General features: G+C 66.7%; 22 protein-coding genes and 1 pseudogene. 10 read left to right on the top strand and 13 right to left on the bottom strand.

All coding sequences use genetic code 11. From position 1 onward, the window contains the following. Window positions 1-353 precede the first annotated feature (353 nt). The 3 genes from Y900_RS30450 to Y900_RS23435 form a co-directional block, all read right to left on the bottom strand. Complete coding sequence (locus Y900_RS30450; RefSeq protein WP_131536255.1) at window positions 354-1,580, bottom strand: AAA family ATPase; 1,227 nt, start codon at window positions 1,578-1,580, stop codon at window positions 354-356. Between the two features lie 545 nt (window positions 1,581-2,125). Beyond that, complete coding sequence (locus Y900_RS32180) at window positions 2,126-2,374, bottom strand: hypothetical protein (protein WP_131536254.1); 249 nt, start codon at window positions 2,372-2,374, stop codon at window positions 2,126-2,128. A gap of 238 nt (window positions 2,375-2,612) precedes the next feature. Beyond that, a complete protein-coding gene (locus Y900_RS23435) occupies window positions 2,613-4,043 on the bottom strand; it encodes a recombinase family protein (protein ID WP_036344767.1) in 1,431 nt (476 codons plus the stop codon). Between the two features lie 15 nt (window positions 4,044-4,058). Between Y900_RS23435 and Y900_RS31100 the strand changes: the two are divergent. Beyond that, a pseudogene (locus tag Y900_RS31100) lies at window positions 4,059-4,244 on the top strand (MBL fold metallo-hydrolase); the annotation flags it as partial. On the opposite strand, the gene Y900_RS23430 reads toward Y900_RS31100, so the two are convergent. Genes Y900_RS23430 through Y900_RS23420 form a run of 3 tightly spaced genes read right to left on the bottom strand, consistent with a single transcriptional unit; the run spans window position 4,215 to window position 8,004 of the window. Beyond that, window positions 4,215-4,709 carry a hypothetical protein gene (locus Y900_RS23430; protein ID WP_237752631.1) on the bottom strand — a complete coding sequence of 165 codons (495 nt, stop codon included), beginning with the start codon at window positions 4,707-4,709 and terminating at the stop codon, window positions 4,215-4,217. The pseudogene Y900_RS31100 and the gene Y900_RS23430 sit on opposite strands and share 30 nt — an antisense overlap. Then, window positions 4,706-7,525 (bottom strand): MMPL/RND family transporter, encoded by a 2,820-nt coding sequence (locus Y900_RS23425; RefSeq protein WP_051660462.1) that lies wholly within the window; start codon window positions 7,523-7,525, stop codon window positions 4,706-4,708. Before Y900_RS23425 ends, Y900_RS23430 begins: the two co-directional genes overlap by 4 nt. A gap of 35 nt (window positions 7,526-7,560) precedes the next feature. Beyond that, on the bottom strand, window positions 7,561-8,004 hold the full coding sequence (locus Y900_RS23420; protein WP_036344765.1) for an MmpS family transport accessory protein: 444 nt from the start codon (window positions 8,002-8,004) through the stop codon (window positions 7,561-7,563). A 167-nt stretch (window positions 8,005-8,171) separates the two neighbouring features. Here Y900_RS23420 and Y900_RS23415 point away from each other — a divergent pair, with 167 nt between their 5' ends. Next, window positions 8,172-8,618 carry a MarR family winged helix-turn-helix transcriptional regulator gene (locus Y900_RS23415; protein WP_036344764.1) on the top strand — a complete coding sequence of 149 codons (447 nt, stop codon included), beginning with the start codon at window positions 8,172-8,174 and terminating at the stop codon, window positions 8,616-8,618. On the opposite strand, the gene Y900_RS23410 is transcribed toward Y900_RS23415, so the two are convergent. Then, complete coding sequence (locus Y900_RS23410; protein ID WP_036344763.1) at window positions 8,615-9,103, bottom strand: lipoprotein LpqH; 489 nt, start codon at window positions 9,101-9,103, stop codon at window positions 8,615-8,617. The two genes, Y900_RS23415 and Y900_RS23410, sit on opposite strands and share 4 nt — an antisense overlap. Before the next feature lie 222 nt (window positions 9,104-9,325). On the opposite strand from Y900_RS23410, the gene Y900_RS23405 reads away from it, so the two are divergent. Together Y900_RS23405 and Y900_RS23400 are read left to right on the top strand one after the other, a co-directional pair. Next, window positions 9,326-9,628: a CD225/dispanin family protein gene (locus Y900_RS23405; RefSeq protein WP_036344762.1), complete on the top strand. Its 303-nt coding sequence runs from the start codon at window positions 9,326-9,328 to the stop codon at window positions 9,626-9,628. After that, the gene (locus tag Y900_RS23400; RefSeq protein WP_081845210.1) at window positions 9,625-10,065 is read left to right on the top strand and encodes a DUF2752 domain-containing protein; all 441 of its coding nucleotides are present in this window, start codon (window positions 9,625-9,627) and stop codon (window positions 10,063-10,065) included. The genes Y900_RS23405 and Y900_RS23400 overlap by 4 nt, the downstream gene beginning before the upstream one ends. Window positions 10,066-10,069: 4 nt before the next feature. Here Y900_RS23400 and Y900_RS23395 read toward each other — a convergent pair whose 3' ends face one another. Both Y900_RS23395 and Y900_RS23390 read right to left on the bottom strand, forming a co-directional pair. Then, window positions 10,070-11,080 (bottom strand): magnesium transporter CorA family protein, encoded by a 1,011-nt coding sequence (locus Y900_RS23395; RefSeq protein ID WP_036344761.1) that lies wholly within the window; start codon window positions 11,078-11,080, stop codon window positions 10,070-10,072. A gap of 34 nt (window positions 11,081-11,114) precedes the next feature. Next, complete coding sequence (locus tag Y900_RS23390) at window positions 11,115-11,561, bottom strand: universal stress protein (RefSeq protein ID WP_036344760.1); 447 nt, start codon at window positions 11,559-11,561, stop codon at window positions 11,115-11,117. Window positions 11,562-11,898: 337 nt separating this feature from the next. On the opposite strand from Y900_RS23390, the gene Y900_RS23385 reads away from it, so the two are divergent. After that, on the top strand, window positions 11,899-13,437 hold the full coding sequence (locus Y900_RS23385; RefSeq protein WP_036344759.1) for a glycosyltransferase family 39 protein: 1,539 nt from the start codon (window positions 11,899-11,901) through the stop codon (window positions 13,435-13,437). 140 nt (window positions 13,438-13,577) lie between these two features. Next, entirely contained in the window at window positions 13,578-14,447 is an 870-nt protein-coding gene (locus tag Y900_RS23380) for an alpha/beta fold hydrolase (RefSeq protein ID WP_036344758.1), read from the top strand. Window positions 14,448-14,468: 21 nt separating this feature from the next. Here the strand turns inward: Y900_RS23380 and Y900_RS32175 are convergent, their stop codons facing one another. Then, entirely contained in the window at window positions 14,469-17,939 is a 3,471-nt protein-coding gene (locus Y900_RS32175; protein ID WP_131536252.1) for a hypothetical protein, read from the bottom strand. Between the two features lie 517 nt (window positions 17,940-18,456). On the opposite strand from Y900_RS32175, the gene Y900_RS23365 reads away from it, so the two are divergent. Next, window positions 18,457-19,161: an MgtC/SapB family protein gene (locus Y900_RS23365; RefSeq protein WP_036347625.1), complete on the top strand. Its 705-nt coding sequence runs from the start codon at window positions 18,457-18,459 to the stop codon at window positions 19,159-19,161. A gap of 3 nt (window positions 19,162-19,164) precedes the next feature. On the opposite strand, the gene Y900_RS23360 is transcribed toward Y900_RS23365, so the two are convergent. After that, complete coding sequence (locus Y900_RS23360; RefSeq protein WP_036344757.1) at window positions 19,165-20,568, bottom strand: MFS transporter; 1,404 nt, start codon at window positions 20,566-20,568, stop codon at window positions 19,165-19,167. A gap of 47 nt (window positions 20,569-20,615) precedes the next feature. After that, the gene (gene uvrB, locus Y900_RS23355) at window positions 20,616-22,787 is read right to left on the bottom strand and encodes an excinuclease ABC subunit UvrB (RefSeq protein WP_036344756.1); all 2,172 of its coding nucleotides are present in this window, start codon (window positions 22,785-22,787) and stop codon (window positions 20,616-20,618) included. A gap of 69 nt (window positions 22,788-22,856) precedes the next feature. On the opposite strand from uvrB, the gene Y900_RS23350 reads away from it, so the two are divergent. The 3 genes from Y900_RS23350 to Y900_RS23340 all read left to right on the top strand — a co-directional run bounded on the left by Y900_RS23350 (window position 22,857) and on the right by Y900_RS23340 (window position 24,443). Beyond that, window positions 22,857-23,363, top strand: a complete 507-nt coding sequence (locus tag Y900_RS23350) for a ribonuclease FAU-1 family protein (protein ID WP_081845209.1) — start codon at window positions 22,857-22,859, stop codon at window positions 23,361-23,363. Between the two features lie 61 nt (window positions 23,364-23,424). Further along, on the top strand, window positions 23,425-23,961 hold the full coding sequence (locus Y900_RS23345; protein WP_036344755.1) for a hypothetical protein: 537 nt from the start codon (window positions 23,425-23,427) through the stop codon (window positions 23,959-23,961). Window positions 23,962-23,990: 29 nt separating this feature from the next. Then, window positions 23,991-24,443, top strand: a complete 453-nt coding sequence (locus tag Y900_RS23340) for a nitroreductase/quinone reductase family protein (RefSeq protein WP_036344754.1) — start codon at window positions 23,991-23,993, stop codon at window positions 24,441-24,443. On the opposite strand, the gene coaE is transcribed toward Y900_RS23340, so the two are convergent. Beyond that, entirely contained in the window at window positions 24,444-25,625 is a 1,182-nt protein-coding gene (gene coaE / locus Y900_RS23335) for a dephospho-CoA kinase (RefSeq protein ID WP_036344753.1), read from the bottom strand. It abuts the gene before it with no gap. Window positions 25,626-25,642: the final 17 nt, after the last annotated feature.

Raw genomic sequence — 25,642 nt, 5'->3', positions numbered from 1 at the left:
TTGTCGCTTTCGGTGGGCCATCGCTTGGTGGCCATCGCTTGGTTTTGCGGTGGCGCTGGCCGCCGCAGTAGAACTACATCGAGGGAACAAGTCCGGCACGAACACAGCGCCGCCCCCACACCCCCTTCGGGGGTGTGTGCGGTGCGTGCTGTACCTGACCTGGGAAAATAGAATTGAGGGCACGGAGGGTGCGTGCCGTCCTGACCTGGGCTTTTGCCGCGGTGGGGGCATCAGCCACGGCCCAGCAAACACTCATATAGCGATAATTGCAGCTCAGCGGCACGGCACGCACGGCACAAGCTACCGTGCCGTCCTGGTGCCGACTGCGCTGAACTGGGCTTTTACATTTTCGCCTATTCATCGCCGGAATCGCCCTCCGCGCCGCTAACGGTGTTTGCTGGCGGTGGCCCAAGGTGCGCCTCGGTCAACCGGTAGCGGGCCGGATCGGTGGCGGTCCCAGATCCGGCGTGCGCGAGGGCGACGACGCCGTGGTTGAGGAGATCGTCGATGCCGCGCCGGGCCTGCATCTTGGCCGACCTGTCGACGGCGCCGCCCCCGAAGCGGGCCTTGGCGAGATCCCTGACGGTGAACTCTGCGCTTCCGGCGCCGATCGTCAGGGCGGCAGGTAGGTAGTCGTTGGCGCGCCGCTCGGCTATGCCCGATTCGTCGGCTGCGACGGCCGACGACGGTGGCGCGAGGTACCAGGCGGTGCCGTCGTCCGTCTCCACCAGTTCAAACTGTCCGATGTTGAACCGCCCATCGGGCATAGCCGCAGAGTGCGGGAGAACACCTGAGTGGCGATCTTTCAGCCCGACCAGCTCGGTGATGCCACCGCGGCCTTTCACGAACTGCCGCTTGACGCGGGCCTCGACATACAACCCGTCAACGATTCGGCGTTTTGCGAATGTGCCGGCAGCGCCGGCCTTTCGACTGGCAGCACCCTTGCCAGAGTGGTCGATGAGGATGACGCACGTCCCCTGACGCATGAGCGGTCGTAGGTAACCCTGAACCATGCGCGTGAAGTCTTCAGCGGAATTGGAGTCAGCACCCAGCGAGGCCATAACCTCGCCAGAGCAGTCGACTACGGCGACATCGGGCACGAATACATGCCCCCGAGGATTGCCGTCCCGATCAACGGCAACGGTAGTGCAGTCCGCGACAACGGCGCAAAACTCGCGGTCGTCGGCGGCATCGGAGTAGCGGAAGAACGCCCTGGATGCCAAGATCGCCTTCGGGACGCCGAGTATCAGTAGGCGCCCGACAGTCGCGGGCATACCGTTGTTGTCCATGTCGACGAAAAGTGCCGTGCCGCCGTCAATCAGCGTCTCGGCGACGGCCGCTAAGGCAACCCACGTTTTCGCGGAAGCGGGATCGCCGTAGAGCAGGTTCAGCGCGCCGGGGTAGAAGATATAGCGGCCGTCGTCGCGCATCAGGACCGTTGGCCGCGGTGGCTCGGGCATGGCGCCAGCGAGCAGGGCAGCAACATCCCCATACCGGGGGCGCGCCCCGACTCGTGCCTCAATCGCTGCATGTGCCATCGCCGTGTCGAGGTCTTCAGCGGTGACCATGGCCTCGAACATCGCGGCCACTTCGTCGTTGGATGTCCCGGCGTTCATTGCGTCGTCAGCCTCCCGCTCGCGTCGCTGGTAGTCGGCAATGGCCTCCGAATTGGTGATGGCCTCGGCCGCTGTCCGAAGGCGATACGTGCGCTCCTGGTTGGCGACATCCCCGGTGGCATCGGCGATTTCCGCCGGTAGAATGGTCAATGTTCGGTTCCTTTGGACTTTCTCGCTGCGGGGCGGGGGTTCGGAATCCTGTTGCGAAGCCGTCCAGGCCTGGTAAACCTGGGCGGCTTTCGCCTTTTCGCACTCACGCGGCCCGTTCCTGTCGGCGCAGGCGCCTCCAACACACTGGCCCGCAGTGCCGGCGCAGGCTGCGCACAGCCCAGATGGGGCGTCGGCAGCGGTGGCAACGCGCGACGGCCGGCGAAGCGCCGCTCACGCCGCGACCTGCTGCCTGTCCGCTCGGATGCGCACGGGCCGAAGCAGTTCCACCAACCGGGAGCGCTGTTCTTGCGTGAGCGGGGGCGCCTGCGCAAGCACGTGCTGCACGTACTCGTCGGTGGTCATGAGTCGGCCGGCAATTCCAGCGACCGCTGCTCAGCCTTGACCCGATCGACGGCGGCCTGCAGTACCTGGCTGCGGATTTCGGGCGTGATGGGTATGGCGCCGCGAGCCATCGACAGCGACAGGAATGCCGCTGCGGCCAGCAGGTCGCGCTCGGCTGGGCTGAACATGCCGCTTGGCGCTTCGTCGAGGAGTGCGACGAAGCGGGTAGCGAACCCCTCTAATGGGTCCTCGTTGCGCGACGCCACCGTGTTCAAATTGGCGCGGCGCCAGCGCTGATAGTGAGCAGCGCAGCGCTGGCGTGCCCGGGCCGCGAGTTCGCAGCCAGGTTCAATACATGCAGCTTCTGACATCGGGTGTGCCTTATTCTGTTGTGGTAAAGCAATTTTCGTTACGGATGCCGCCGCCGGTTGGGCGACTGAACCCGAATTTACGGCGTGTTACGGCAAGTTACGTCGCAGCATGTCGCCAATCGGGTACATAGATTCAGCGACGCCACTCAAACCTGACGCTGGTGGGATCGAATCCCGGCCCGGGGCGCGTACGATCGACAATCACCCGCAACCCGATCGCCGCCAACACCGCACGGCGCTGCGCCGCCGTCATCTCTGCCCAGTACTCCCGCGCGGTCGGCCCCGCCAGCGGTCTTATCGCCTCAAGATCGAGCGCAACAACGGATTCCGCGCGCCGCCGCTCGGCCTCGTCCAGCTCGGGCCGCAATCGCGCGGTGATGTGCCGCAGCTGCTCGGACGTGATAGCGCCTTCAGCGAAGGCGTCAGCGGACTCGACTAGCCGTCGACTGAGTTCGTCCACGCGATCAGACCAGAGCCGAGCCTCCTCGTCGTCGCCGAGCAGCCAGTCGAGGGCGTCGGGCATCGCCAGGCGGCCGATGACGATCTTCTCCACGAGCTGGTCCACCGCGGGCTCGGAACGGCCGACACAACCCTTGTCGTCGCACACGTACAGGTCGAGCGGCCGCCCGTGACGGCCACGCTTAGTGACCGCTCGCAGCATGCCGCCGCACACTCCGCACTCGCCTATCCCCCACGACAGCAGATGTTTGCGTGCGCCCGGGCGCTTGACGCCGTTAGTTTGCCGCCCCGACCCGGTGAGCAGCGCGACAACCTTCTCGTGCTTGGCCCTGTCGACGATGGCCGGCCAGCAGCCGTCGAACCGCTCCTCGTCGGGCTGCCCACGGTGGTGAATGCGCTGCGCGATGTTCGACTCGCGGAGCGCGAGTTTCTTGACCGATGTCTTGCCCCAGCGAGCCGTCTTCGGCGCGGGCTCGCCTCGGCGGTTGAGGTCGTCGGTGATGCCGCGGAGCGTGTCGCCACCGAGCAGCCGGTCGACAATCTCGCGCACGACTGCGGCCTCGTGCGGGTGTTCAGTCCAGCTGGCCGCCGCTCCGGTGCCGTGCTTCTCCCATCCGTATCCGAGGTCGCCAGAGGGTCGTCCCGAGCGGGCGCGCCGCACGGCCGCCGCGGTGACACGCTCGGATTTGATTTCCGATTCCCACGTTGATAGCGCGCCCTGAATGTCGGCCCACGATCGCCCCGATGCCGTCGTCAGGTCGTAGTCGGCGCCCTGCGCCTCGGACACGCTCACCTTGGCCGCATGAAAGCCGTCGATGAACTCGGCACGCTCGCGGCGATTACGGGTCATCCTCGACATGTGGTAGACGACCACGCGGTCAATCCGGTGTTCACGCGCGAGCTGCAGTACCTTCTGGTACCCCGGGCGCTCGGCGCCCTTGAAAGCCGAAATGTCGTTGTCGGAGTGCTCTGCCACAACGGTGTACCCGCGAGCCGCCGCGAAGGCTCGGGCGTGTTCGAGCTGGTCAGACACGCCTACGGCCTCGCCGCTGGTGTCCTGGCTGATCCGCGCATAGAGGGCGACACGCTCGGTCGAGGTATTCACCCCTTAGAGCCTACGGTATTCCCGGGCGGAGTCGGCAAGACGTGGGAGCCCGGCGGGTTCGAGCAACTACTCGGCGACGTGAACAGCAAGGTGTTCGACCGATACGGCGACGACACCGTGGTCTATCCCGGGCACGGCGACGACACCACGCTGGGCGCCGAACGTCCGCACCTAGCCGAATGGCGTGAGCGCGGCTGGTGACGGTTCGTCCGGCTCGACGACGGCGACCTTGCCCAGTTTCTTCTTGAGCCGCGCGCTTTTGCGCATCTGGATAATCAGGTTGGTCGAGGTGAACATGGGGATCACCCCCAGGAACGTCCGTTCCGACGGCGTGTGGCCGTGCAGGTATTCCAAGCTGCCGAGAATGTAGAAGATGCCCAACGTCATGAAGGCGGCGGGTACCGCGTAGGCGATCGGCGCCCGGCGGATGTCGATGATCCGCTCGGCCAGATTCCACTCGTCCCGGGACATGGGTTCGTCCTTGCGGAGCTTGCGCAGGGCTTTCTGATAGCCGTTCAGATCGTCGCCGAGCGGCAAAGTCCGCAACCGCAGCAGGCGCCGGGTGTAGACGAAAGCCAGGGCCGCGAACACCACCTCGAATCCGAGCGCGACGAACATCAGCAGGCCCCACAGGCCCATGCCCGCGGTGTTCGTGCTCAGGTTCACCGCGCCACCCCCGCGAAGTCGGCCGGAGTTCGCCGCGGCCGCGGGCGAGCGCGAACCAGCGTCGGCCACCAGAACCACGGACCGAGCAGCCGAATCAGCGATGGCACGATGAATGACCGCACGATCAATGTGTCGAGCAGCAAGCCGATGCACACCGTAGTGCCCACCTGCGCGATGGTTTTCAGGTCGCTGGCAAGCATCGCCAGCATCGTGAACGCGAACACCAGACCTGCCGATGTCACCACACCGCCAGTACTGCCGAGCGCCCGGATCAGCGCGGTGTGCAAACCGGTGGTCTGGTACCCCACGCCGATCTCCTCCTTGACCCTGGCGATCAGCAGCAGGTTGTAGTCGGAACCGACCGCCACCAGGATGACGAAGGTGATCGGCAACACCAGCCAATGCAGATGTAGTCCAATGAGGTGCTGCCACAACAGTGTTGACAGACCGAACGCGCCGGCGAACGAGAACGCCACGGTACCGGGTATCACCATCGCGGCGATCAGACTGCGTGTAAGGACCAGCATGATCAGGAAAATCAGGACGAATGCGGCGATCGCGACGATCTTCAGATCCGAAGCCGCGTACTCCTTTATGTCCTTGTTGTTCGACGCCGCGCCGCCGATGTAGATCTTCGCCCCGGCCAGCGACGTTTCCTTCAACGCCGCCTTCACCGCGTCCGGGAACGCGTTGACGTGGTCGATGCCCTCTGGCGCCATCGCATTGCCCTCATGTGTGATGACGAACCGTGCGGCCTTGCCGTCCGGCGACATCATCAGCTGCATACCGGTTTTCACGTCTTCGTTGTCGAAGGCTTCTCGGGGCATGTAGAAATAGTCGTCACTGCGTGACTTGTCGAAATCGTTGCCCACGTTGATCTGATCCTCGAAGGTCTGATCAGTCTGGGTGGATTGCAGGTGCGCCGGGCCGTAACTGTTGACGATGACTGTCTGTAGCGCCTGCGTCTCGTCGCGGGTCACCTTCAGCTGGGCGACCATCTGCGGCATGAGTGCATCGACCGCCTGAAAGTCGCTGACGGCGTTGTGGATCTGTTCATCCAAGGCGTCGATGCCGTCGAGCCCATCGAACAACGACCGGAACGAGTAGCAGATCGGGATGTCGTAACAGTGTGGCTCCCAATAGAAATAGTTTTTCAGAGGCCGGATGAAGTCGTCGAGATTCGAGATGTCCTGGTTGATCTCATCGGTGACCTGCTGCAGGTTCTCCAGCGTGAGCACTGTGGTGTGGAGATCATCGGCAAGCTTCTGGGTGAGGTCGATGGTCTTGCCCAGTGTCGCCACGGTGTCCGCCTGGATCCCCGCCTGCTGATCGGTGTTGTTGTTGGCTTGTTCGTTGAACGGCAGTTGCTGTCCGGCGGCACCACCCTGCACGGTGAACAGGTATGGAATATTCGCGTGGTCCAGTGGCCGGCCCAGTGGTCTGGTGATGCTCTGCACCATGGCGACGCCGGGTAGTCGAATCAATTCCTTGGCCACCCGATCCAGCGAGATGAAATCCGCCGAATTGCGCATGTCGTGATCGGACTCGATCATCATCATCTCGGTGAACAGCTTGCTGGGTGGGAAGTGCCGGTCCGAAGCCGTGAAGCCTTGGTTGGCTGCGCCGCTCGCCGGCTGGTAGGCGCGATCGTCGTAGCTCACCCGGTAACTCGGAACGAAAATCGCGCCGAGCGCCACCACCGCGGTGCTGGCCGCCAGTATCGGGACCGGCCAGCGCACCACGCTGGCGCCGATGCGCCGGTACAACCGTCCACGCCTGGCCTGCTTGGGATCGAAGAGTCCGAACAACGTACCCAATGTGAGCAAAGCCGGTGCCAGCGTCAGCGCCGCGGCGATGGTGAACAGCATGCTGATGGCGACCGCGGGGCCCATGGTGTGGAAGTAGTCCAGGCGGGCGAACGTCAGACAGAAACACGAGCCCGCGATCGTCAGCCCCGATCCGATGATGATCGGCGCGACGCCACGATAGGCGGTGTAGTACGCCTCCTCTCGGGTTTCCCCCAGCTGCCTGGCCTCGTGATAGCGCCCCAGCAGGAAGATGCCGTAGTCGGTTCCCGCGCCGAGGGTCAGCGAGACAACGATATTCACCGCGAACGATGACATCGGGATGATGCCCCAGTGGCCCAAGGTGGATACCACGCCCTTGGCGATAAGGATCTCGAACAGCACGCTGTACATCGGGACAGCCACGTTGGTCAGCGAGCGGTACACCAGTAGCAACATCACCAGGATCAGAACGATGGTGACGATCGTGATGTTGTTCAGGCTCGAGTTCGCGATGGACAGGGTGTCCGACGCCATGGGCGCAGAACCGCTGACATATACCCTCACACCCTTTGGGGGACTGTCGTTCTCAACGATGTCCCGCACGGCCTGCACAGATTGGTTCGCCTCGATTTGGCCGACATTTCCGGCGAGACGCAGCAGCACATAGGTGGATTTGCCGTCTATGCTCTGCGCACCTGCGGCGGTGATCGGCTTGCCCCACAGATCCATCACGTATTGCACGTGTCGGGTGTCGTGTTTGAGGCGCTGAACCAAGCCGTTGTAGTACTCATGATCGTGGTCGTCGAGTGGATGGTCGGCCTCCAGGACGACCATGGTCAGGCTGGTGGAGTTGGACTCCTGGAACTTGTCCCCGATATGTAGCAGAGCCAATTGCGATGGCGCATAGGTAGGTATCTCGGGTCCGGCGAGTTCGGTGGCGACATCTTCGACTTTCGGCACGAACGTATTCGTCGCGATCGCAAGCAGCGCCCAGAAGATGATGATCGGAATTGCGAACAGACGCACCATTCGGGGAAAGAACGGGCGTTTCGCCTGATGCGCACTCACGCGGACTTCACTCTGCAGGTGACGTCAGCGTCATCACGATCGGCCGACTGCTGATCGCGCACAATGTCATTCACCAACATCCGGCACTCGATGTGCGATCCGTGCACGTGCGCCGAAATACTGCCGGACACCACCGTGAGTGTGGTGGTCTCGGTGTGCGTCCACGGCAGTTCGGTGAGATCGACTTCGTGCGGGTGCCCGTCGATGTCGATGTAGTCCAGCATCCCGCTGCTGCCGAGGTCACCGGACAACTCGTAGGTCAACCTTTTGGGCGTGAACTCCTCGGGGGCTTGCGGTGGACTGACCGCCAGGACCGGTCCCGGCGCCGACGACTGGCGCACCTTCCACATGCACAAGGCGCCGACGGCGAGCGCGATGACAACCACCAGAGGTAGCCAGGTCCTGGCCAAAACCGCTCGACCGTTAACACGTTGCCCCACATTTGCATCCTATGCAGAATGCAGTTATGGAACGCAAGTCGAATCCGCTTCTTCAACCTTGAGGGTTGCTGTGAGCCTATTGACTAGGCTTCTTGGTCGATCCAGCCGCAAACGCACAGCCGCGCCATTTTATTCCCAGTGCATTACTCAAGTGATATAAATGCGCTATGCAATCAGCGGCTACCGACGGCGTCGAGTCCGTTTCCGAGATGCTCGCGCTGGCGACGGACACCATGTGGCGGTATCTCATCAATCGTGACGATCTCAGTGCCAGCGCGGCGTTGGTGCTCAATCGGCTGTCCCACGAGGGTCCGATGCGGGTGACAGCACTGGCCGCCGCCGAGGGAGCCAGCCAGTCAGGCATGACGCAATTGGTCCAGCGCTTGGAGCGACAAGGACTCCTGGAGAGATCGAGCGATCCAGAGGACGGCCGAGCCTCGCGAGTCATGCTCAGCGAGAACGGCAAGCAGAATTGGGATGCCCGCGCCGAGGTCCGCAAGCAGCGCATCGCCGAGTGGATGGTGTGGGTGCCCGAGGATGACCGGGTGGCACTATGGCTAGCCGCGAAAGTCGTTATCCGCGTGCTCAGCGAGATGCGTGAGGCTGCGCGTTAGGGGCAGGTCGCAACGACCTCGAACGGCTTGCTGACCTGGTTGCCGGCCGAGTCCGATCCGCTGGCGGTGCCCTTGATGATGTAAGTGTTGCCGTCCTTGGTGGCGGTGGCCGTATTACCAGGCACCCCGTCGGTGAAGTTCAGCACCATTCCATTGACGTCTCCGAGTCCGACGCCGCGGACTTTGGATGCGTCCTGCTCGAGACCGACGATCACCCCGGTGATCACCTCTCCGATGGCGATTGAGAATTTACCGTCCGTCGTCGAGCACACCACCGGACCGTCGACCTGCTTGACCTGACCGTCGATCGTGACCTTGGCGCCAGGCCCCGCGGCCGCCGCACTCGTCGCGACCACCGCCGAGGTCGTGGCTGCGGCCTTCGACGTCGTCGTCGCGTCACCGGAGCTGCCGCCCTTCGAGCAACCGACCCCGCCAACCATCAAAATCACCACTGCGCCAACAACACTCAGCAATCGAACCGTCATCGTTGTCTCCTCCGCATGCCCGGCCCCAGGGCCGAGCCTAGACCTCCGGAACCGACCGACAGCTGAAACGGCGATGATCGAGATGACCGGCCGGCAAAATTTCGTCTCGAGCGGAAATACCACTTGGCGACATCCGCGATGATGCCCCATACGCAGCGACTTCGTCCGGTAGCGTATGCACTGCTTTGCCCTGCTAACAAGCCAGAAAACACGGAGGCGTCGATGACCCAGCAACCACCCGGCTATGCCCCACCCCCCGCTCAGCAGCCGAAGAACAACTTGGCACTCGCCATCCTGGCGACTATCTTCTGCTTCCCGATTACCGGCATCGTCGCGATCGTGAAAGCCGCTCAGGTCAATGGACTCTGGGTGCAGGGCCAGTACGCCGAAGCTCAGGCGTCGGCAGCTTCCGCCAAGAAGTGGGTGATCTGGAGCGTCGTCATCTGGTTCGTGATCATCGTCATCTACGGCATCCTCTTCGCCACCGGTGTGATGAACATGGACGTCGACACCACCACGTCGTGATCTCGACAGCGACCGGCAAGGCGACCGGCGGTCGTCTTGCCGGCCTTGGCCCGCCGCTGCTCGTCGCAGCGCTGGCGGCGGGTGTTTGTGCCGCCGTGTGGATCGGCGACCCCACCACCCCGGGCGGCGTTCTACCCGTGTGCCCGACGAAAGCCCTTCTGGGCGTTGACTGTCCGGGCTGTGGCACCCTACGCATGATCTATTCGCTGCTGCACGGCGACCTGCTTGCGGCGATCCAGTTCAACGCACTGGCGTTGGTGGGGCTCGGCTTTCTCGCTGTCGCCTACGGAACCTGGACCTACGGTCGGGTCACCGGTCGTCAGCTCACCGGATGGCAACACCGTCGATGGGCCCCGTTCATCACGCTCGCGCTGGTGTCGGTCTGGTTCGTCATACGCAATCTGCCCTTCGCACCGTTCACCGCACTGCGCGTCTGATGTCTCAGAGCCAGCCGCGTCGTTTGAAGGTGACGTAGAGAAGCCCCGAGACCAAGACGATGATCACCGCGCTGGACACCAAACCGACCACACTTTGAAAGCCCGGGTAGGGGACGTTCTGGCCGTACCACCCAGTGACCGCGGTGGGCACCGCAATGATCGCCGCCCAGCCGGTGAGCTTCTTCATGATCGTGTTGAGTCGCGCGTCCTGCAGCGACAGATTCGTCTCGAACACCGTCGTGATCATGTCGCGCAACGACTCCGTCCACTCTGCCGCGCGAATCACGTGGTCGTAGAGATCGGAATACCAGCTGTCGAGTGCGACGGTGTCGGCATGCTCGGCCCGACGTCGCATGATCGTGTTGATGACCTCACGCATGGGCAGCACGACTCGGCGCAACTCCACGAGTTCCTTGCGGAGCCGGTATGTGGAGCGTTGGATCGTGCGGGTCACCGCCCGGTCGTCGAACAAGCCGTCCTCCAGTGCCTCGATGGCGTCATCGAGCTGCTGGATGGTGTCGAACTGTCCGTCGACGATCACATCGAGCAAGCCGTGCAGCAACGCCGGCGGACCCATCTTCAGCAGATCGGCGTTCTCATCCCACCGCCGGACCACCTCGTCGATGTCGAAAACCGGCTTCTGCGGGTCTAATTCGTGACGCACCGTGACGATCCCCGCCGGCAGCACGAAGATGGACACCCTCGCCAGCAGCAGACGCGACTCCAGATCATTGGCCAGCGGCGGGGCCAACGCGGTCGCGTACACCGTCAGAAACGTATGCGTCGCATACCGAGTCGCCTTCGTGCGTTCGGCGTGCGCAACGGTGTCCTCGATCGCGTGCTGATCGAAGCCCAGTTCCTGGGCAAGCTCACACAACACGTCGTGATCCGGATTGCACATGTCCACCCAGACCAGCGCGTTGCGCTCGGCAAGATGGTTTGAGGTCTCCTGCAGCGGAAAGTCTTCCGCCTTCAGTACGCCATCGACCCACAGGCGGGTTCGGCAGTAGGTCATCAGACCAGTCTGCGCCTACCCCCAACCGGGCCGGCTAACCAGTGGTGTGAACGATCAGCACGTCGCTCTTGGACCGGCGTGCCACATTGGCCGGCACCGAACCCAGCAGGCGGCCGGCGATCGTGCTCAAGCCGACGTTGCCGACAATCAGCAGATCGGCGCTGACCTCTTCGGCCAGTTCCACCAGCGCGTCAACCGGAGCGCCGACAACAGCGCGCTCTTCGACTTCGGCCGCACCTGCAGCCTTCGCACGGTCGCGTGCCTCGCGCAGGATCGCGTAGATGGGAGCATTGCCCGCCATCTTGTAGCCCTCGTCCTTCAGCAGGTCTGCCGCGCGGGTGTCCTCATTGGCCGGGAAATAGGCGGTCGCCACGATGACTTTGGAGCCAGGTTCGGAGGCGAGGTAACCCGCCCGGTCGACTGCACGCAGCGATGAATCCGAGCCGTCCGTGCCGACGACCACGGTCTTGTAACCGCCCATTCGTACCCTCCAGTCTCCAATTTCAACGCCACCGGGAACACTATCGCTTTGGCACCGCACAAGGGTGCGATTCACGTCACGCGGCAATTCCGGCGCGCCGCGCAATGCCACTCTACCGGGGAAAATAGCGTCCCCGACAGTTGCGTGAGCCGTACGACAGCACCGGAAATTGCAAATCCACATCGCATCCGATTCGCGATTGTCGGCACTGCCACACCAATAGACGCAATTCAAAACCAACGAATTTTGCCGGCACAACGGTTGGTTCGCCGGACAGGATGGGTGGGCTGCGGGTTAACGTTTGGCGCACCATCGACAGCGGTACAGGACGACCCATGTGAGTATCACCCTCCGGACCGAACGGGTCCTCGGCGACGAGCAGCGGCGCGCCCCGCCCGCCCGGCCCCTGGACGCCGCGTGGGTGGCGGTGTTCGCCGCTGCGCTCAGCGCCGCCGGAGCGGCGCGTCCATCACTGTGGTTCGACGAAGCCGCCACGATCTCGGCGTCCACCAGGCCGCTGCCCGACTTGTGGCGGATGCTCGGCAACATCGACGCCGTTCACGGCCTCTACTACCTGCTCATGCACGGTTGGTTCGCGGTGTTCCCCGCGACAGAATTCTGGTCGCGGTTGTCCAGTTCGGTCGCCGTGGGCTTGGCGGCCGCTGGTGTCGTGGTGCTGGGCCGCCTTCTGTCGACCCGTACAGTCGCGGTCACGGCAGGCGTGGTTTTCGCGATGCTGCCGCGCGTGACGTGGGCGGGCATGGAAGCCCGCTCCTATGCACTGACCGTGGTCGCCGCTGTCTGGCTCACGGTGCTGTGCGTGCTCGCGTTGCGCCGCGACCGGCCGAGATGGTGGCTCGGATACGCGGTTCTCGCGATCGGCGCGACGCTGTTGAATGTCTTCGCGATTTTGCTGCTGCCGGCTCACGCCGTGATGGTCACGACCATGGCCGAATCCAGGAGGGCGCGGTGGGGCTGGGTGCTGGCAGCGGCGGCAGCCGGCGCTGCGACGTGCCCTTTCCTGTTCTTCAGCCAGGGCCAGCTGTTCCAGGTGGGGTGGATTTCGCCGCTGAGTGCTCGAACCGTCGGAATGATCTTGGTAGACCAATACTTTGACGGTTCACGAGCCGTCGCGGTGCTCTGCGGACTGCTGGGTCTCGCCGGCCTGATCTCGTGGCGGCGGGCCGGGTGGCGCCCGCGGCGACTGGTCGTGGTCGCGCTCGCGTGGATCCTTCTACCCACTATGGCTGTGCTTGGGTATTCGATGCTGCGCAACCCGGTCTACTACCCGCGCTACCTGTCGTTCACCACTCCCGCCATGGCGCTCATCCTCGGCCTGTGCATTGTCACGATCGGACGCTCGTCCCGTGCGTGGATCACCGCCTTGCTCGTGGTGTTCGCGATCGCGGCGACGCCGAACTACCTGGCCCAGCGCGGGCCGTATGCCAAGGAGGGCATGGACTACAGCCAGGTCGCCGACGTCATCACCCGACATGCGGCGCCTGGCGACTGCCTGGTGATGGACAACTCGACGGCATGGAAACCCGGCCCGATCCGCCCGCTGATCGCCGCGCGACCCGCGGCATTCGCCAAGCTGCGCGACTACGGCCGTGGCCCAACAGGCATTCAACGAAACATGTTGTGGGACGCGCACATTGCCGTCTGGGCGTGGGCGGACAAGATGCCCTACTGCCCGGCGATCTGGACAGTATCCGAGCACGACACGTCCTTGCCGCGGCACGAGCAGGGCACCGCGCTGCACGCGGGTCCACGACTCGGGAGGGCGATGGCCTACCAGGTGCCCTACCGATTCGGCTTCCGCATCGTCGAACGCTGGCAGTTCAATTTCGCACAGGTCACCAAGTCACTTCGATGATGCGCCGCCGGACACCGACAGATACCGCACAAGTATTGCCGGGCAGTGACTTTCGGCCCGCGTTGCATTGCGCTGAAGAATGGCGACCGGCCCGGCCGAGCTGCGGGGCCAGTATCCGGCTGAAGAGAAAGCGACCGACGATGCGCGCACCCGCCGAGAGCCTCACCGCACGACTACGTGACGGGCGGGCGGTGTGTTACGCGCAGTACGGCGCGCCCGACGGCGAGGTCGTCGTCAACGCCCACGGCGGACTGGCCTGCCGGCTGGATGTGGCCGCCGCCGACGCCGCGGCGCGCACGGCCGGCGTCCGGCTGATCTCGCCGGACCGGCCCGGAATCGGTGGATCCGATCCGCGGCCCGGCCGCACCCTCCTGGACTGGGCCGACGACGTGGCCGACCTGATGGACCAGCTCGCCGTCGGGCGATTCGCCGCGATGGGCTGGTCGATGGGGGGCCAGTACGCGGCAGCACTGGCCTGGGCGCTGCCAGAGCGGGTGCGGAGGGTGGCGATCATCGCCGGGGCGCTGCCGCTGACCGAGCCGGGAGTGTTCGCGCGCCTGCCGGCGTTCGACCGGATCTACACCCGGCTGTCGCAACGGGCGCCACGGCTGGTCACACCGTGCTTCGCCGCAATGGCGCTGACCGCGCGACGGGCGCCCGCGCTATACGGGCGCCTCGCCGCCGGCCAGCTGGGCACCGCGGACGCCGCCGTGGTGCGCGACGAGGGCTACGACGAGTTCGCCCGGATGTCGGCCGAGGCACTGCGCCGACCCGATGGCGTCGCCGAGGACTACCGGACATGGCTGCGACCGTGGGGTTTCGCCCCCGAGCAGATCACCGTCCCGACCGACGTCTGGGGCGGTCAGCAGGACGAACTGGTCGACCGCGCCTGGCCGCCCGAACTGGCCCGTCGCATTCCCGGCGCGACCCTGTACGAGCGACCCGGCGGGCACTTCCTGGCTCACCTCTACTACCCGGACATCTTGGCGCGCTTGCTCGAGGATGGTTGATCCCCCGGCTCGATTCCGATGTCAGTTACCGAACCAGCGGTTCGCCGGTGGCACTTCGGTGCCCAGCAGGGCCCCGGCCGGGGCACCGGACTCGGTTCCCGCCTTCGCCGACCAGCCCGTGCCCATGCACAGCAGGTCACGCGGCGTCGAGATGGTCGACGGCAACGGAATCCCGAAGCCCGGGATGCCGGGGATCGTGATCTGCGGCGGCGAGAGCAGCGTCGCGACACCTTGCGCCATCGTCGGCAGCAGCTGCGCGGGAGGCGTGGGCAGGCTGCCCGCGGCGTCGGAGATCGGCGCCGACGGGATCAGGGTTCCAAGGCCGCCCGGCGTGGGTCCGACATAACTACCCGGACCACCCGGCAGCACTGTCGGCGGGGTCGGCGGGGTCGCCACCCGATTGCCGCCCGGCGTACCCGGCACCGCGGCGGGCGGAGTCGGGAGTCCGGCTCCTCCGCCGCCTCCCGGACCACCCGGCACCGCTGCGGGCGGGGTACCCGGCGTCACGATGTTGTTGGTGAACGGAGTGCCCGGCACCGCGGCAGGCGGAGTGGGGAGGCCAGCGCCGCCACCACCACCCGGACCACCCGGAACCGCACCCGGAGGCGTCGGAACTCCACCGCCACCGCCACCACCCGGACCACCCGGGACCGCACCCGGAGGCGTCGGAACTCCACCGCCACCGCCACCACCCGGACCACCCGGGACCGCACCCGGAGGCGTCGGAACTCCACCGCCGCCACCACCACCCGGACCGCCGGGAACAGCTGCCGGCGGCGTCGGGATGCCGGCACCACCGCCGGCGTCAGCGGCCGCGGGTAGTGCCCCCGGCGGGGCGGGCACACCGGCTGCGGCAGCGGCGATGTCCGCCGCGGGCACACCGGCCGACGGTGCGACGACACCCGATGCGTCGGCGACCGGCGCGCCTGCGGCGCCGCCAGCTCCGGCAGCGCCTGCGCCACCACCGCCACCAGCCCCGGCTCCAGCTCCAGCGGCTGCGAGCCCGGAGTTGTCAGTGACCGCGGCGGCCGGCACACCGGCTGCTCCGGCGTTGTCGGTGATCGGTGCCGCCGGAACGGCGGCACCCGCGTTGTCGGTGATCGGCGCGGCCGGGACACCGGCGGGGCCGGGGATGCCACCACCTTCGCCGACCGGCACGCCGGGAACGCCGGCCGGTGGGGTCGGCACACCGCCACCGGTACCACCACCTGGACCACCAGGGACGGCAGCAGGCGGCGTCGGCAATCCGCCACCGGTACCTTCGCCGGGGCCACCGGGAACCGCACCCGGAGGTGTCGGCAGACCACCACCGGTGCCTTCACCGGGTGTACCGGGAACCGCAGCGGGCGGGGTCGGCACACCGCCACCGGTGCCACCACCGGGCGTACCCGGAACAGCGGCCGGCGGGGTCGAACCGGTCTCGACAAGGTTGCCTCCGGGAGTACCGGGGACTGCGGCCGGCGGAGTCGGCACGCCGCCACCGGTACCCCCACCGGGGGCGCCGGGGACTGCGGCAGGCGGGGTTGGAAGCGATTCGTCGCCAGGGGTTCCCGGCGTGCCGGGGATCACCTGCGGCGGCGTCGGCGGGATCTCCATACCGGGGGTTCCCGGGGTGCCGGGCACCGCCACGGGTGCTCCCGGCACATTCACGTTGATCGGGACTCCGGGGCCACCCGGGACCGCGGCGGGCGGCGTGACGATACCCGGGGTCGACGCCGCGCTGGGCACACCCGGCAGGGTGACCGGCGGAGTTCCGGGAACGTTGAGCATTCCGCCGCCGAGCGGGACACCCGGCACCGAAGCTCCTGGCGGCGGCAACGTGCCGGACGCGTCGTTGATCACGTTGCCGGGGACTGCGGCCGGCGGAACCGGCGGCGTGTTGACGGTGACCTGGTTCGAGCCCCCGGGGACGCCGGGAACCTCGGCCGGAGGCGTTGACACCGAGCCGTTGACGTCGCCACCGGGGACCGCCGCCGGCGGCGCGGGCGGGGTTCCACCGGAGCCCGGGATCGAGCCACCGGGGACCTCGGCCGGCGGAACCGGCGGAGTCACAACGGATTCGGGCACAACATCGCCCGGGACCGCGGCCGGCGGAACCGGCGGGGTCCCACCGCCACCTCCCCCGGGGACGCCGGGGACGCCGGCGGGCGGAGTACCCGGGACGTCGCCACCGCCACCACCGGGAACACCAGGGACACCAGCAGGCGGAGTACCCGGGACGTCGCCACCGCCACCACCGGGAACACCAGGGACACCAGCAGGCGGAGTACCCGGGACGTCGCCACCGCCACCACCGGGAACACCAGGGACACCAGCAGGCGGAGTACCCGGGACGTCGCCGCCACCGCCGCCGGGGATGCCGGGCACGCCGGCTGGCGGCCCGGGCGGGACTGCGCCGCCACCGGGGACGGCGGCGGGAGGAGCTGCGGCCGGCGGCGCAGGCGCCAGGCCGGAGGCGTCGGCGAGCGGAGCGGCCGGAACACCGGCAGGAGCCGGAGGAACGAGTCCGTTGGCATCAGAGATCGGAGCGCCCGCGCCTCCGGCGCCGGCAGGCAGAGCGCCGGGCGCGCCGGGGCCACCGGCACCCGAGCCTCCGCCGGCACCGCCGCCACCTGGGCCGCCGGCACCGCCACCGGGCGCACCGGCTCCGCCACCACCGGGCTGAGCGGCAGCAGCGGCATCGCTCACCGGGGCGCCAGCCGCGCCGGCACCACCGTTGGGCACGCCCGCAGCGTCACTGACGGGAGCGCTGGGCACACCTGCGGGCGGGGTGGGAATACCGCCGCCACCACCCCCGGGAGGAGTACCGGGAACACCACCGGGCACCCCCGGAATACCGCCACCCCCGCCACCGGGAGGAGTACCGGGAACACCACCGGGCACCCCCGGAATACCGCCACCCCCGCCACCGGGAGGAGTACCGGGAACACCACCGGGCACCCCCGGAATACCGCCACCCCCGCCACCGGGAGGAGTACCGGGAACACCACCGGGCACCCCCGGAATACCGCCACCGCCACCGCCGGGAGGAGTACCAGGAACACCGAGCGGCGTACCGGGGACGCCCCCACCGCCGGGAACGCCGGGAGCGCCGGGAACCGCGGCGGGCGGCGTCGGGATGCCGCGGGTCGTGCTGGTCCCGGGCGCACCGGGGACGGACGCCGGCGGGACGGTCACGCCACCGGTGCCGGGCATGCCGGGCGAGCCGGGCGCGCTGGCGGGTGGGACGCGAATGGTGCCGGGCACGGTCGCGGGCGGGATGGGACCGCCTGCAGTCGGAGGATTGTTCGTGAACAGCGTGTTCGACGTACCGGGGATGCCCTGGGACAGATCGGGCGGCGTCGTGAGGCCTTGGTGAAGGATGCCCATGCACGGAACACCGGGGCTGCCGAAGTCGGCAACCGCACGGGGGCTGAACAGCGGAGCCGTCCAGAAAAACCCCGCCGTCGCCATGGCAGTGACCGCCGCCACGCGAGAGGTGGTCCGAGACATCGTTTCCCCGTTTCTGTGAGAGGCCTGCCAGGGAAACTACAGACGTGTAAGTACCGAACCGGGCCAGCCATTCGGGGGTTATCGAACTGTTGCTAAGCGGTGTTGTCGCGGTTACCCCGGCGACAATTTGATCGCGCAACATTCGCTGACCTGCAGGTCGCGCGCCGAACGAGATCAGGACTCGCGGCGCCGGAACACCTTGTCCAGGTCTGTGCCGCTGACGCCTCGCCGTTCGGGCTGCTGGGCCTTGTGCAGCACGAGCGGACAGCTCGTGCAGCGTGGCGTGCTTCGACAGCATTTCTTCTTCGACTTCGCCACGGCAGGCAACGGTACCGAGATCACGATCGGAGCGAGTGCCGGGATTCGAACCCGTCTAAACGGCTTTGCAAGCCGGTGCCCAGCCACTCAGCCACACCCGCGTGTCAGGCGATACTTTTCCAGCGCTACCGCGACTCGCCCATCGTTTGGCTCAGCGTGATTGCTGCCCGGGTCGCCGCCGGGCGAATACGGTGGCGACATGCAGATCTGGTTGGCCGACCCGCCGTTGCTCGGTGGTCCCGGACAGGGCACCCGGCAGATCGTCGAACTTCTGATCGCGTTCGGGCTGACCGCGTTGATCGGCCTGGAGCGCGAAATTCATGGCAAGAGCGCCGGCCTGCGTACCCAGGCGATAGTCGGCACAGCGTCCGCACTGATCCTGATCGTCAGCAAGTACGGCTTCTCCGACGTGCTGAGCACAGGCCTGGTGGAGGTCGACCCGTCGCGGGTGGCCGCCCAGATCGTCTCCGGCATCGGCTTCCTCGGCGCGGGGCTGATCATCACCCGGCAGGGCGCCGTGCACGGGTTGACCACAGCGGCCGCGATCTGGGAGTGCGCGGCCATCGGCATGGCCGCCGCCGCGGGGCTGGTCAAGCTCGCGATCATCGTGACGATCCTGCACTTCGTGATCGTCTTGGGCTTCAACCCGCTCAGCAGGCGTCTGACCGCGCGACTGGCCGGCTCGGTGCGGCTGCGGGTCACCTACGACGTCGACCGCGGCGTGCTGACCCGCATCCTCGCCACCTGCGAGAAACACCAGTGGAGCCTCACCGAGCTGAGTACCGACAGCGACGGCGGTGTCATGTTGACGTTGTCGGGCACCCAAATCCTGCGCGCCCCTACCACAGTCGCGGCAATAGCCGGGGTCACCGGCGTGCACCGGATTGACGAGAAGGACGAGTAGGCCTCAGTCCGCCCGTTCACACCCGGAACGGTAGGAGGCCACGCACCCCGCCGCCGCCAGAACGGCGAACGCACCGAACATCAGCCGGCTCGCGCTCGCATCGGGCGCAACACGCACATTCACCACGACACCTGCCAACCCGGCGCCGAACGCTCCGCACATCAGCTGCACAGTGCTGATCGCGGCCGCGGCCACCGCCTGCTGAGGAGCGTCGTCGATCACCGAACCCATCGCCCACGCCGACAGGTGCGGCCACGCCATGCCGATACCGGAGCCCGTGATCACCAGCGCCACAGCCCACAGGACTACGACTGTTGTTGGCGCACCGTCAGTTTGGGTCGCTGCCGCCAGCGCCAGACCCGTGGCCATCACCAGTGGGGCGATCGCCACCACGCGCACCGTGGTCCGGACATTGGTGATCGACGCGCTGGCGATCTCCCCCACCGTCCAGCCCACCGACAGAGCCGCACCCAGGAAACCCGCCACGACCGGCGCCAGACCGCCCAGCCGCTGACCGAACAACGGCACATACATGTCCACCATCGTCGACGCCATCAACAGACCCAGGGTCAGGTAGATCCACTTCAACGGCCCCGGCTCAAATGCTCTGCGCGGCAATACCGCCGCCGAAGCCCGCCGGTCGACGACAATGAACACCCCCACCAGCACCGCGCCTGCGATCAGCAGTCCCGCGATGGCGCCTGCCCTGTGCGGAATCACCGCCGCGCTGACCGTCAGAGCTGCCACACCGAGAAGAAGCAACGACCACACCGGGATTCGTGTCCGAGGCACCTGCTGGTCGGTGTCGGCCCGGGCCGGCAACGCCAGCGGGACCAACACGCTCATCGCCACTGCGAGAACCGCGAGCAAGCCGAATCCGCCTCGCCACACACCGAATTGGGCGAACAAGCCGCCGGCGGCCGGCCCCACCAGGGTGCCCACTCCCCACATCGCCGAGACCACAGCCGACGCGCGGGTCCACAATCGGTCTGGCAGCGCCGCACTGATCACCGCATAGCCGAGACCGGCCAGCACACCACCGGCCAAGCCCTGCACGACCCGCCCGCCGAGGAGCAGCGGCATCGACGGCGCCAGCGTGCACAGCGCGCTGCCCGCCGCGAACGACAGCAACGCGCCCAGATACGCGGCGCGCGGGCCGAATCGGGTCAGAACCGGGCCTACCGTCGTCGCCGCGGTGACCGACGCGACCAGGTACACCGTGGTCACCCAGGCGTAGAGCCGCTCACCCCCGATGTCGGCGACGGCGCTCGGGAGCAGGCTGATGGTGATGAATTCGTTGATGGCGTAGATCGCCACGCCACCGGCCAGCACGATGACGGCGCCGAGATAGTCGCGACCCAGCAGCTCGCGCCAGCTGCCTGCGGCCGATGCGGTCGTCTCGGTCATGGCATCACCGTAAAGGCTCAACCATGGTTGAGTTCAAGCGCGCCCGGCTATTTCAGCCCGGCCGCGTCCATCCCCCGCAACTCCTTCTTCAGATCCGCGATCTCGTCGCGGATCCGGGCGGCCAGCTCGAACTGCAGGTCGCGTGCCGCCGCCATCATCTGCGCAGTCAAATCCTTGATCAGATCGGCGAGTTCGGCGCGCGGCATGTTCGCGGTGTCACGACCTTCGACGATGCCCGCGCTCACCGCACGCCCCGGCTCGCCTTGCGCCCGCCGGCCCCGGGACGCATTGCGGCCCGAGCCGCCGACCTCGATCGCTTCGGTGTCGTCGGCTTCTCGGTACACCTGATCGAGGATGTCGGCGATCTTCTTGCGAAGCGGCTGCGGGTCGATGCCGCGCTCTTCGTTGTAGGCGATCTGCTTGGCGCGGCGCCGCTCGGTCTCGTCGATGGCTTCCTTCATCGAATCGGTGAGCTTGTCGGCGTACATGTGCACCTCACCGGACACGTTGCGCGCCGCACGGCCGATGGTCTGGATCAGGCTTCGGGTGGAGCGCAGGAACCCCTCCTTGTCGGCGTCCAGAATCGCCACGAGGGACACCTCGGGAAGGTCCAGACCTTCTCGGAGCAGGTTGATACCGACCAGCACGTCGTATTCGCCGAGGCGCAGCTGCCGCAGCAACTCGACCCGACGCAAGGTGTCGACCTCGGAATGCAGGTAGCGCACCCGGATGCCCATTTCGAGCAGGTAGTCCGTGAGGTCCTCGGCCATTTTCTTGGTCAGCGTGGTGACCAGGACCCGCTCGTCGCGTTCGGTGCGGGCCCGGATCTCGCCGATCAGGTCGTCGATCTGGCCCTTGGTCGGCTTGACCACGACCTTCGGGTCGAGCAGGCCGGTCGGGCGGATGACCTGCTCGACGAACTCACCACTGGTCTGGCTGAGCTCGTACGGCCCGGGCGTTGCCGACAGGTACACCGTCTGGCCGATCCGATCGGCGAACTCTTCCCAGGTCAACGGCCGATTGTCCACCGCCGACGGCAGCCGGAAGCCGAACTCGACGAGGTTGCGCTTGCGGGACATGTCACCCTCGTACATGCCGCCGATCTGCGGGACGGTGACGTGTGACTCGTCGATCACCAGCAGGAAGTCCTCGGGAAAGTAATCCAGCAGCGTCGCCGGCGCCGACCCGGCCGGCCGGCCGTCGATATGGCGCGAATAGTTCTCGATGCCCGAACAGAAGCCGACCTGACGCATCATCTCGATGTCGTAGTTGGTGCGCATCCGCAGCCGCTGGGCTTCGAGCAGCTTGCCCTGGTTCTCCAGCTCGGCCAGCCGCTCGGCCAGCTCCTGCTCGATCGTCGAGATGGCGATCGCCATCCGCTCCGGACCCGCCACGTAGTGGGTGGCCGGGAAGATCCGCAGCGAGTCGACCTGGCGGACCACGTCACCGGTGAGCGGGTGCAGGTAGTACAGCGCCTCGATCTCGTCGCCGAAGAACTCGATGCGAACCGCCAGCTCCTCGTAGGACGGGATGATCTCGACGGTGTCGCCGCGCACCCGGAAGGAACCACGGGTGAAGGACATGTCGTTGCGGGTGTACTGGACGTCGACGAGCAGCCGCAGCAGGCCGTCGCGGGGCACCTCGGTGCCCACCTCCAATTCGACCGACCGGTCGAGGTAGGACTGCGGGGTGCCCAGGCCGTAAATGCACGACACCGACGCGACGACGACAACGTCGCGTCGGGACAGCAGACTCGATGTCGCCGAGTGGCGCAACCGCTCCACGTCATCGTTGATCGAGCTGTCCTTCTCGATGTAGGTGTCGGTCTGGGCGATGTATGCCTCAGGCTGGTAGTAGTCGTAGTACGAGACGAAGTATTCAACAGCGTTGTGCGGCAACATCTCCCGCAACTCGTTGGCCAGCTGGGCGGCCAGCGTCTTGTTCGGCGCCATCACCAGCGTGGGCCGCTGCAGCCGTTCGATCAGCCACGCCGTGGTCGCGGACTTGCCGGTGCCCGTCGCACCGAGCAGCACGACGTCACGCTCCCCCGCCCTGATCCGGCGTTCCAGCTCCTCGATCGCGGCAGGCTGGTCACCGGCGGGCTCGTACTCACTGACCACTTGGAACTCGGCGCCGGTGCGCACCAGGCCGTCCACAGCGTCAGCGGCAGGTCGGTACTCCGAGTGCGCGATCACCGGGTGTTCGGTAGCGAATGCCATGTCCCCAGGTTAAGCGTCCCCACCGACACATTCATTCCTCGTGACGCCGGCCCTCGTTACGCTGACGCGGTGACGGTCCATCCGCCCAAGCAGGAGACGTTCGACCTGGTCGCGTACACCAACACCGACCCGAAGGGCTTCGTGCGGGCGGTGGACGACTACGTGCTCACCCCGTGGGGCCTGTACATGGCCCGGCCCACCCCGGGCCGCGCCCAGTTCCACTATCTGGAGTCGTGGCTGCTGCCGTCGCTGGGTCTGCGGGCCAATGTCTTCCACTTCAACCCCGGCTACGAGCGGCCGCAGGACTATTACCTCGACATCGGCATGATCACTGTCGGCGACACCGCCTGGCATACCGAGGACCACTACCTCGACCTGGTGGTCTACGCCGGTGACCGCACCGACCTCATCGACACCGACGAGCTGTTCGCCGCCCACCGCGAGGGCTTGTTGCCCACCGAGACCGCGGAGGCCGCCCTGCAGTGCGTTGTCGGCGCCGTGGCCGGCCTCGCCCGTCACGACCACGACCTCAATGCCTGGCTTTCCGCCGAGGGAATGACATTGACCTGGCGCTGAGCCTCCTTCGGGCGGGGCAACGAATCGGCAGTGCCCCACCGGACGGGTAGTCTGCCTAGCTATGAGCTCCACCACGCGCGGATGGCTGAGCATCGTCGCCGCGGCCACTCTGGTCGTGGGTTCTCAGTTAACGGCGGCGACCGCGCTGGCCGACCCGGATCCCGCGCCCCCACCGACGCCCGTGGCCGCCGATGACGCCAACCCGCAGTTGCTGCACAACATCACCTACCGGGCCCGGGCGGACGGGACCTCACGCGGCGCCGTGGTCGCATACAAGATCGACGACAACAACGTCAACAGCGACCAACCCACGCTGCTACCGGGAATGACCTTCGAGGTCAACACGGTTCTGCACGATCCCAAAAAGGCCGGCATGGAACTGTCCATCCAGTGGCCGTACGGATCGAATCTGCACTGCGAGATCCTGGTGGACGACCAGATCGTGGCGCAGGCGGACCAGTTCATCGCCCCCCGACTGTTCCGCCCCAAGGACGACCCGCTCTACGGCACCATCCAGTGCGGCGCGCCGCTGGACACCCCTGCCCCGAGCGCCGCGCCCCCGCCCGCACCCGCCCCGGCGCCGGAACCGACGACGTAGAAGTCCGCGATCGCCGATACTCTGGGCACGTGCAGAAACCCGATCGTGTCGCCGAGGCCGGCGCCTGGCTCTTGGAAAACGGCCACCGGATGATGCTCACACTCACCGGCGGGCGCTTTCCACGCACGGTCATGGGTATGTTGACCGTCGAGTTGCACACCGTCGGCCGCAAATCCGGGAAGCCGTACGCCAACCTGTTGACGTCTCCGGTTCACGACAAGGACCGCATCGTCGTCGTCGCATCCAAGGGCGGCCACCAGGATCACCCCGACTGGTACAAGAACGCGATCGCCAACCCGGACGTCGGCGTGACCGTTGACGGCGCGACTGTTCCGATGCTGGCCCGCACCGCCAGCACAGAAGAGCGAGCCGAGTTGTGGCCGCGAGTTGTCAAGGCCTACAAGGGATATGCGGGCTATCAGCGCAACACGCCCCGCGAGATCCCGTTGCTGATCTTGGAACGGCGCCGAGCGTTCCGATAGTCAGACGGCCGGCGCCCAGCCGGTTGTGTCGGCCCATTCCCACGCCCGGCGGTAGGCATTGAGGAACCACGGCTCCTTCGCCTCGGCGTATGCCCCGATGTCTGCGTGCCGAGCCGCGGAGTGTTTGACCGCCAGGTAGTCGGCCTGCACACCAGGGTTGGCCGTGAGCCAGTCCACGAACAGCAGCGCGAACCGCTGATTGGGCCAACCGTCCACTCGGATGTGGACGTTGGTAGGCCGGCCCGGGTCGCCGGAAGCATGGAAACGCTTGTGCCACAAGGCCGGATCGGTACCTGCCTTCGGCACGTCAGAGGTGATCGAGTCGACGCGGGGATATCCGGCCCGCAGTAAGTCGTCGGCGAGTTCGTCGGCGACCTCCAGCGAGGTAACCGTCACCTGGACGTCGATGATGTCCTTGGCGTCCATACCGGGCACTGCCGTCGACCCGATGTGGTCGATCCGCACCGCCCGGTGCCCGCAGGTGGAGTTGAGCCGGGCCAGGATTCGTCGGGCCTGGTCGGGCCAACTGGGATCTGCGGGCACCACCGCGGTCGAACTCGGCGCCGGGGTACGGGTCGTGAGGTTGTGCGCGAACGGCACGATCCGCTGGTACCACAGCTCACGCGCCTGCTCGACGAGCCGCCCGGAGCTGCCGGAGTTGTCCAGCCAGACATCGGCGACCAGTCGTCGTTGCTCTTCGGTCGCCTGCGCGGCGATCCGGGCCCTGGCGTCGGACTCGGAGAAGTCGCGGTATTCGATCAGCCGCTTGACTCGCACCTCGGGGTCGGCGTGCACGATGATGACCAGCGGGAACATCGGCGCCATCTGCGATTCGACCAGCAGCGGGATGTCCTCGACGATCACGGCATCCTCGCCTGCCGCGGCGATCAGCTCCGAGCGCCGAGTCGCCACCAGCGGGTGGACGATGCCGTTCAGGGTCTGCCGCTTATCCTCGTCGCTGAAGGCGATTCCGGCCAATGCCGGGCGGTTCAGCGCGCCGTCGGGCAGCAGGATCTGTGACCCGAACGCGTCGACCAGCTTGGCCAGACCTTCGGTCCCCGGTTCGACGACTTCGCGGGAGATGACATCCCCATCGACGACGATGCCGCCACATTCCGAGAACGTGGCGGACACCGTCGACTTGCCGGCGCCGATACCGCCGGTGAGTCCAATACGCAGCACTAGAACAGTCTTTCAGG

Origin of the sequence: Mycolicibacterium aromaticivorans JS19b1 = JCM 16368, assembly GCF_000559085.1 — a bacterium.
Lineage (GTDB): Bacteria > Actinomycetota > Actinomycetes > Mycobacteriales > Mycobacteriaceae > Mycobacterium > Mycobacterium aromaticivorans.
The sequence above is the reverse complement of the archived record's forward strand: the minus strand, read 5'-3'. Positions and strand labels throughout refer to the sequence as shown.

Bases quoted from the DNA above. Each gene is read 5' to 3' on its own strand.
- Y900_RS23405 (WP_036344762.1), top strand. From the start codon at position 9,326: ATGACCCAGCAACCACCCGGCTATGCCCCACCCCCCGCTCAGCAGCCG.
- Y900_RS23380 (WP_036344758.1), top strand. From the start codon at position 13,578: ATGCGCGCACCCGCCGAGAGCCTCACCGCACGACTACGTGACGGGCGG.
- Y900_RS32175 (WP_131536252.1), bottom strand. From the start codon at position 17,939: ATGTCTCGGACCACCTCTCGCGTGGCGGCGGTCACTGCCATGGCGACG.
- Y900_RS30450 (WP_131536255.1), bottom strand. From the start codon at position 1,580: ATGTTCGAGGCCATGGTCACCGCTGAAGACCTCGACACGGCGATGGCA.
- Y900_RS23360 (WP_036344757.1), bottom strand. From the start codon at position 20,568: ATGACCGAGACGACCGCATCGGCCGCAGGCAGCTGGCGCGAGCTGCTG.
- Y900_RS23395 (WP_036344761.1), bottom strand. From the start codon at position 11,080: ATGACCTACTGCCGAACCCGCCTGTGGGTCGATGGCGTACTGAAGGCG.
- Y900_RS23390 (WP_036344760.1), bottom strand. From the start codon at position 11,561: ATGGGCGGTTACAAGACCGTGGTCGTCGGCACGGACGGCTCGGATTCA.
- Y900_RS23345 (WP_036344755.1), top strand. From the start codon at position 23,425: ATGAGCTCCACCACGCGCGGATGGCTGAGCATCGTCGCCGCGGCCACT.
- Y900_RS23365 (WP_036347625.1), top strand. From the start codon at position 18,457: ATGCAGATCTGGTTGGCCGACCCGCCGTTGCTCGGTGGTCCCGGACAG.
- uvrB (WP_036344756.1), bottom strand. From the start codon at position 22,787: ATGGCATTCGCTACCGAACACCCGGTGATCGCGCACTCGGAGTACCGA.
- Y900_RS23410 (WP_036344763.1), bottom strand. From the start codon at position 9,103: ATGACGGTTCGATTGCTGAGTGTTGTTGGCGCAGTGGTGATTTTGATG.
- Y900_RS23425 (WP_051660462.1), bottom strand. From the start codon at position 7,525: ATGGTGCGTCTGTTCGCAATTCCGATCATCATCTTCTGGGCGCTGCTT.
- Y900_RS23415 (WP_036344764.1), top strand. From the start codon at position 8,172: ATGCAATCAGCGGCTACCGACGGCGTCGAGTCCGTTTCCGAGATGCTC.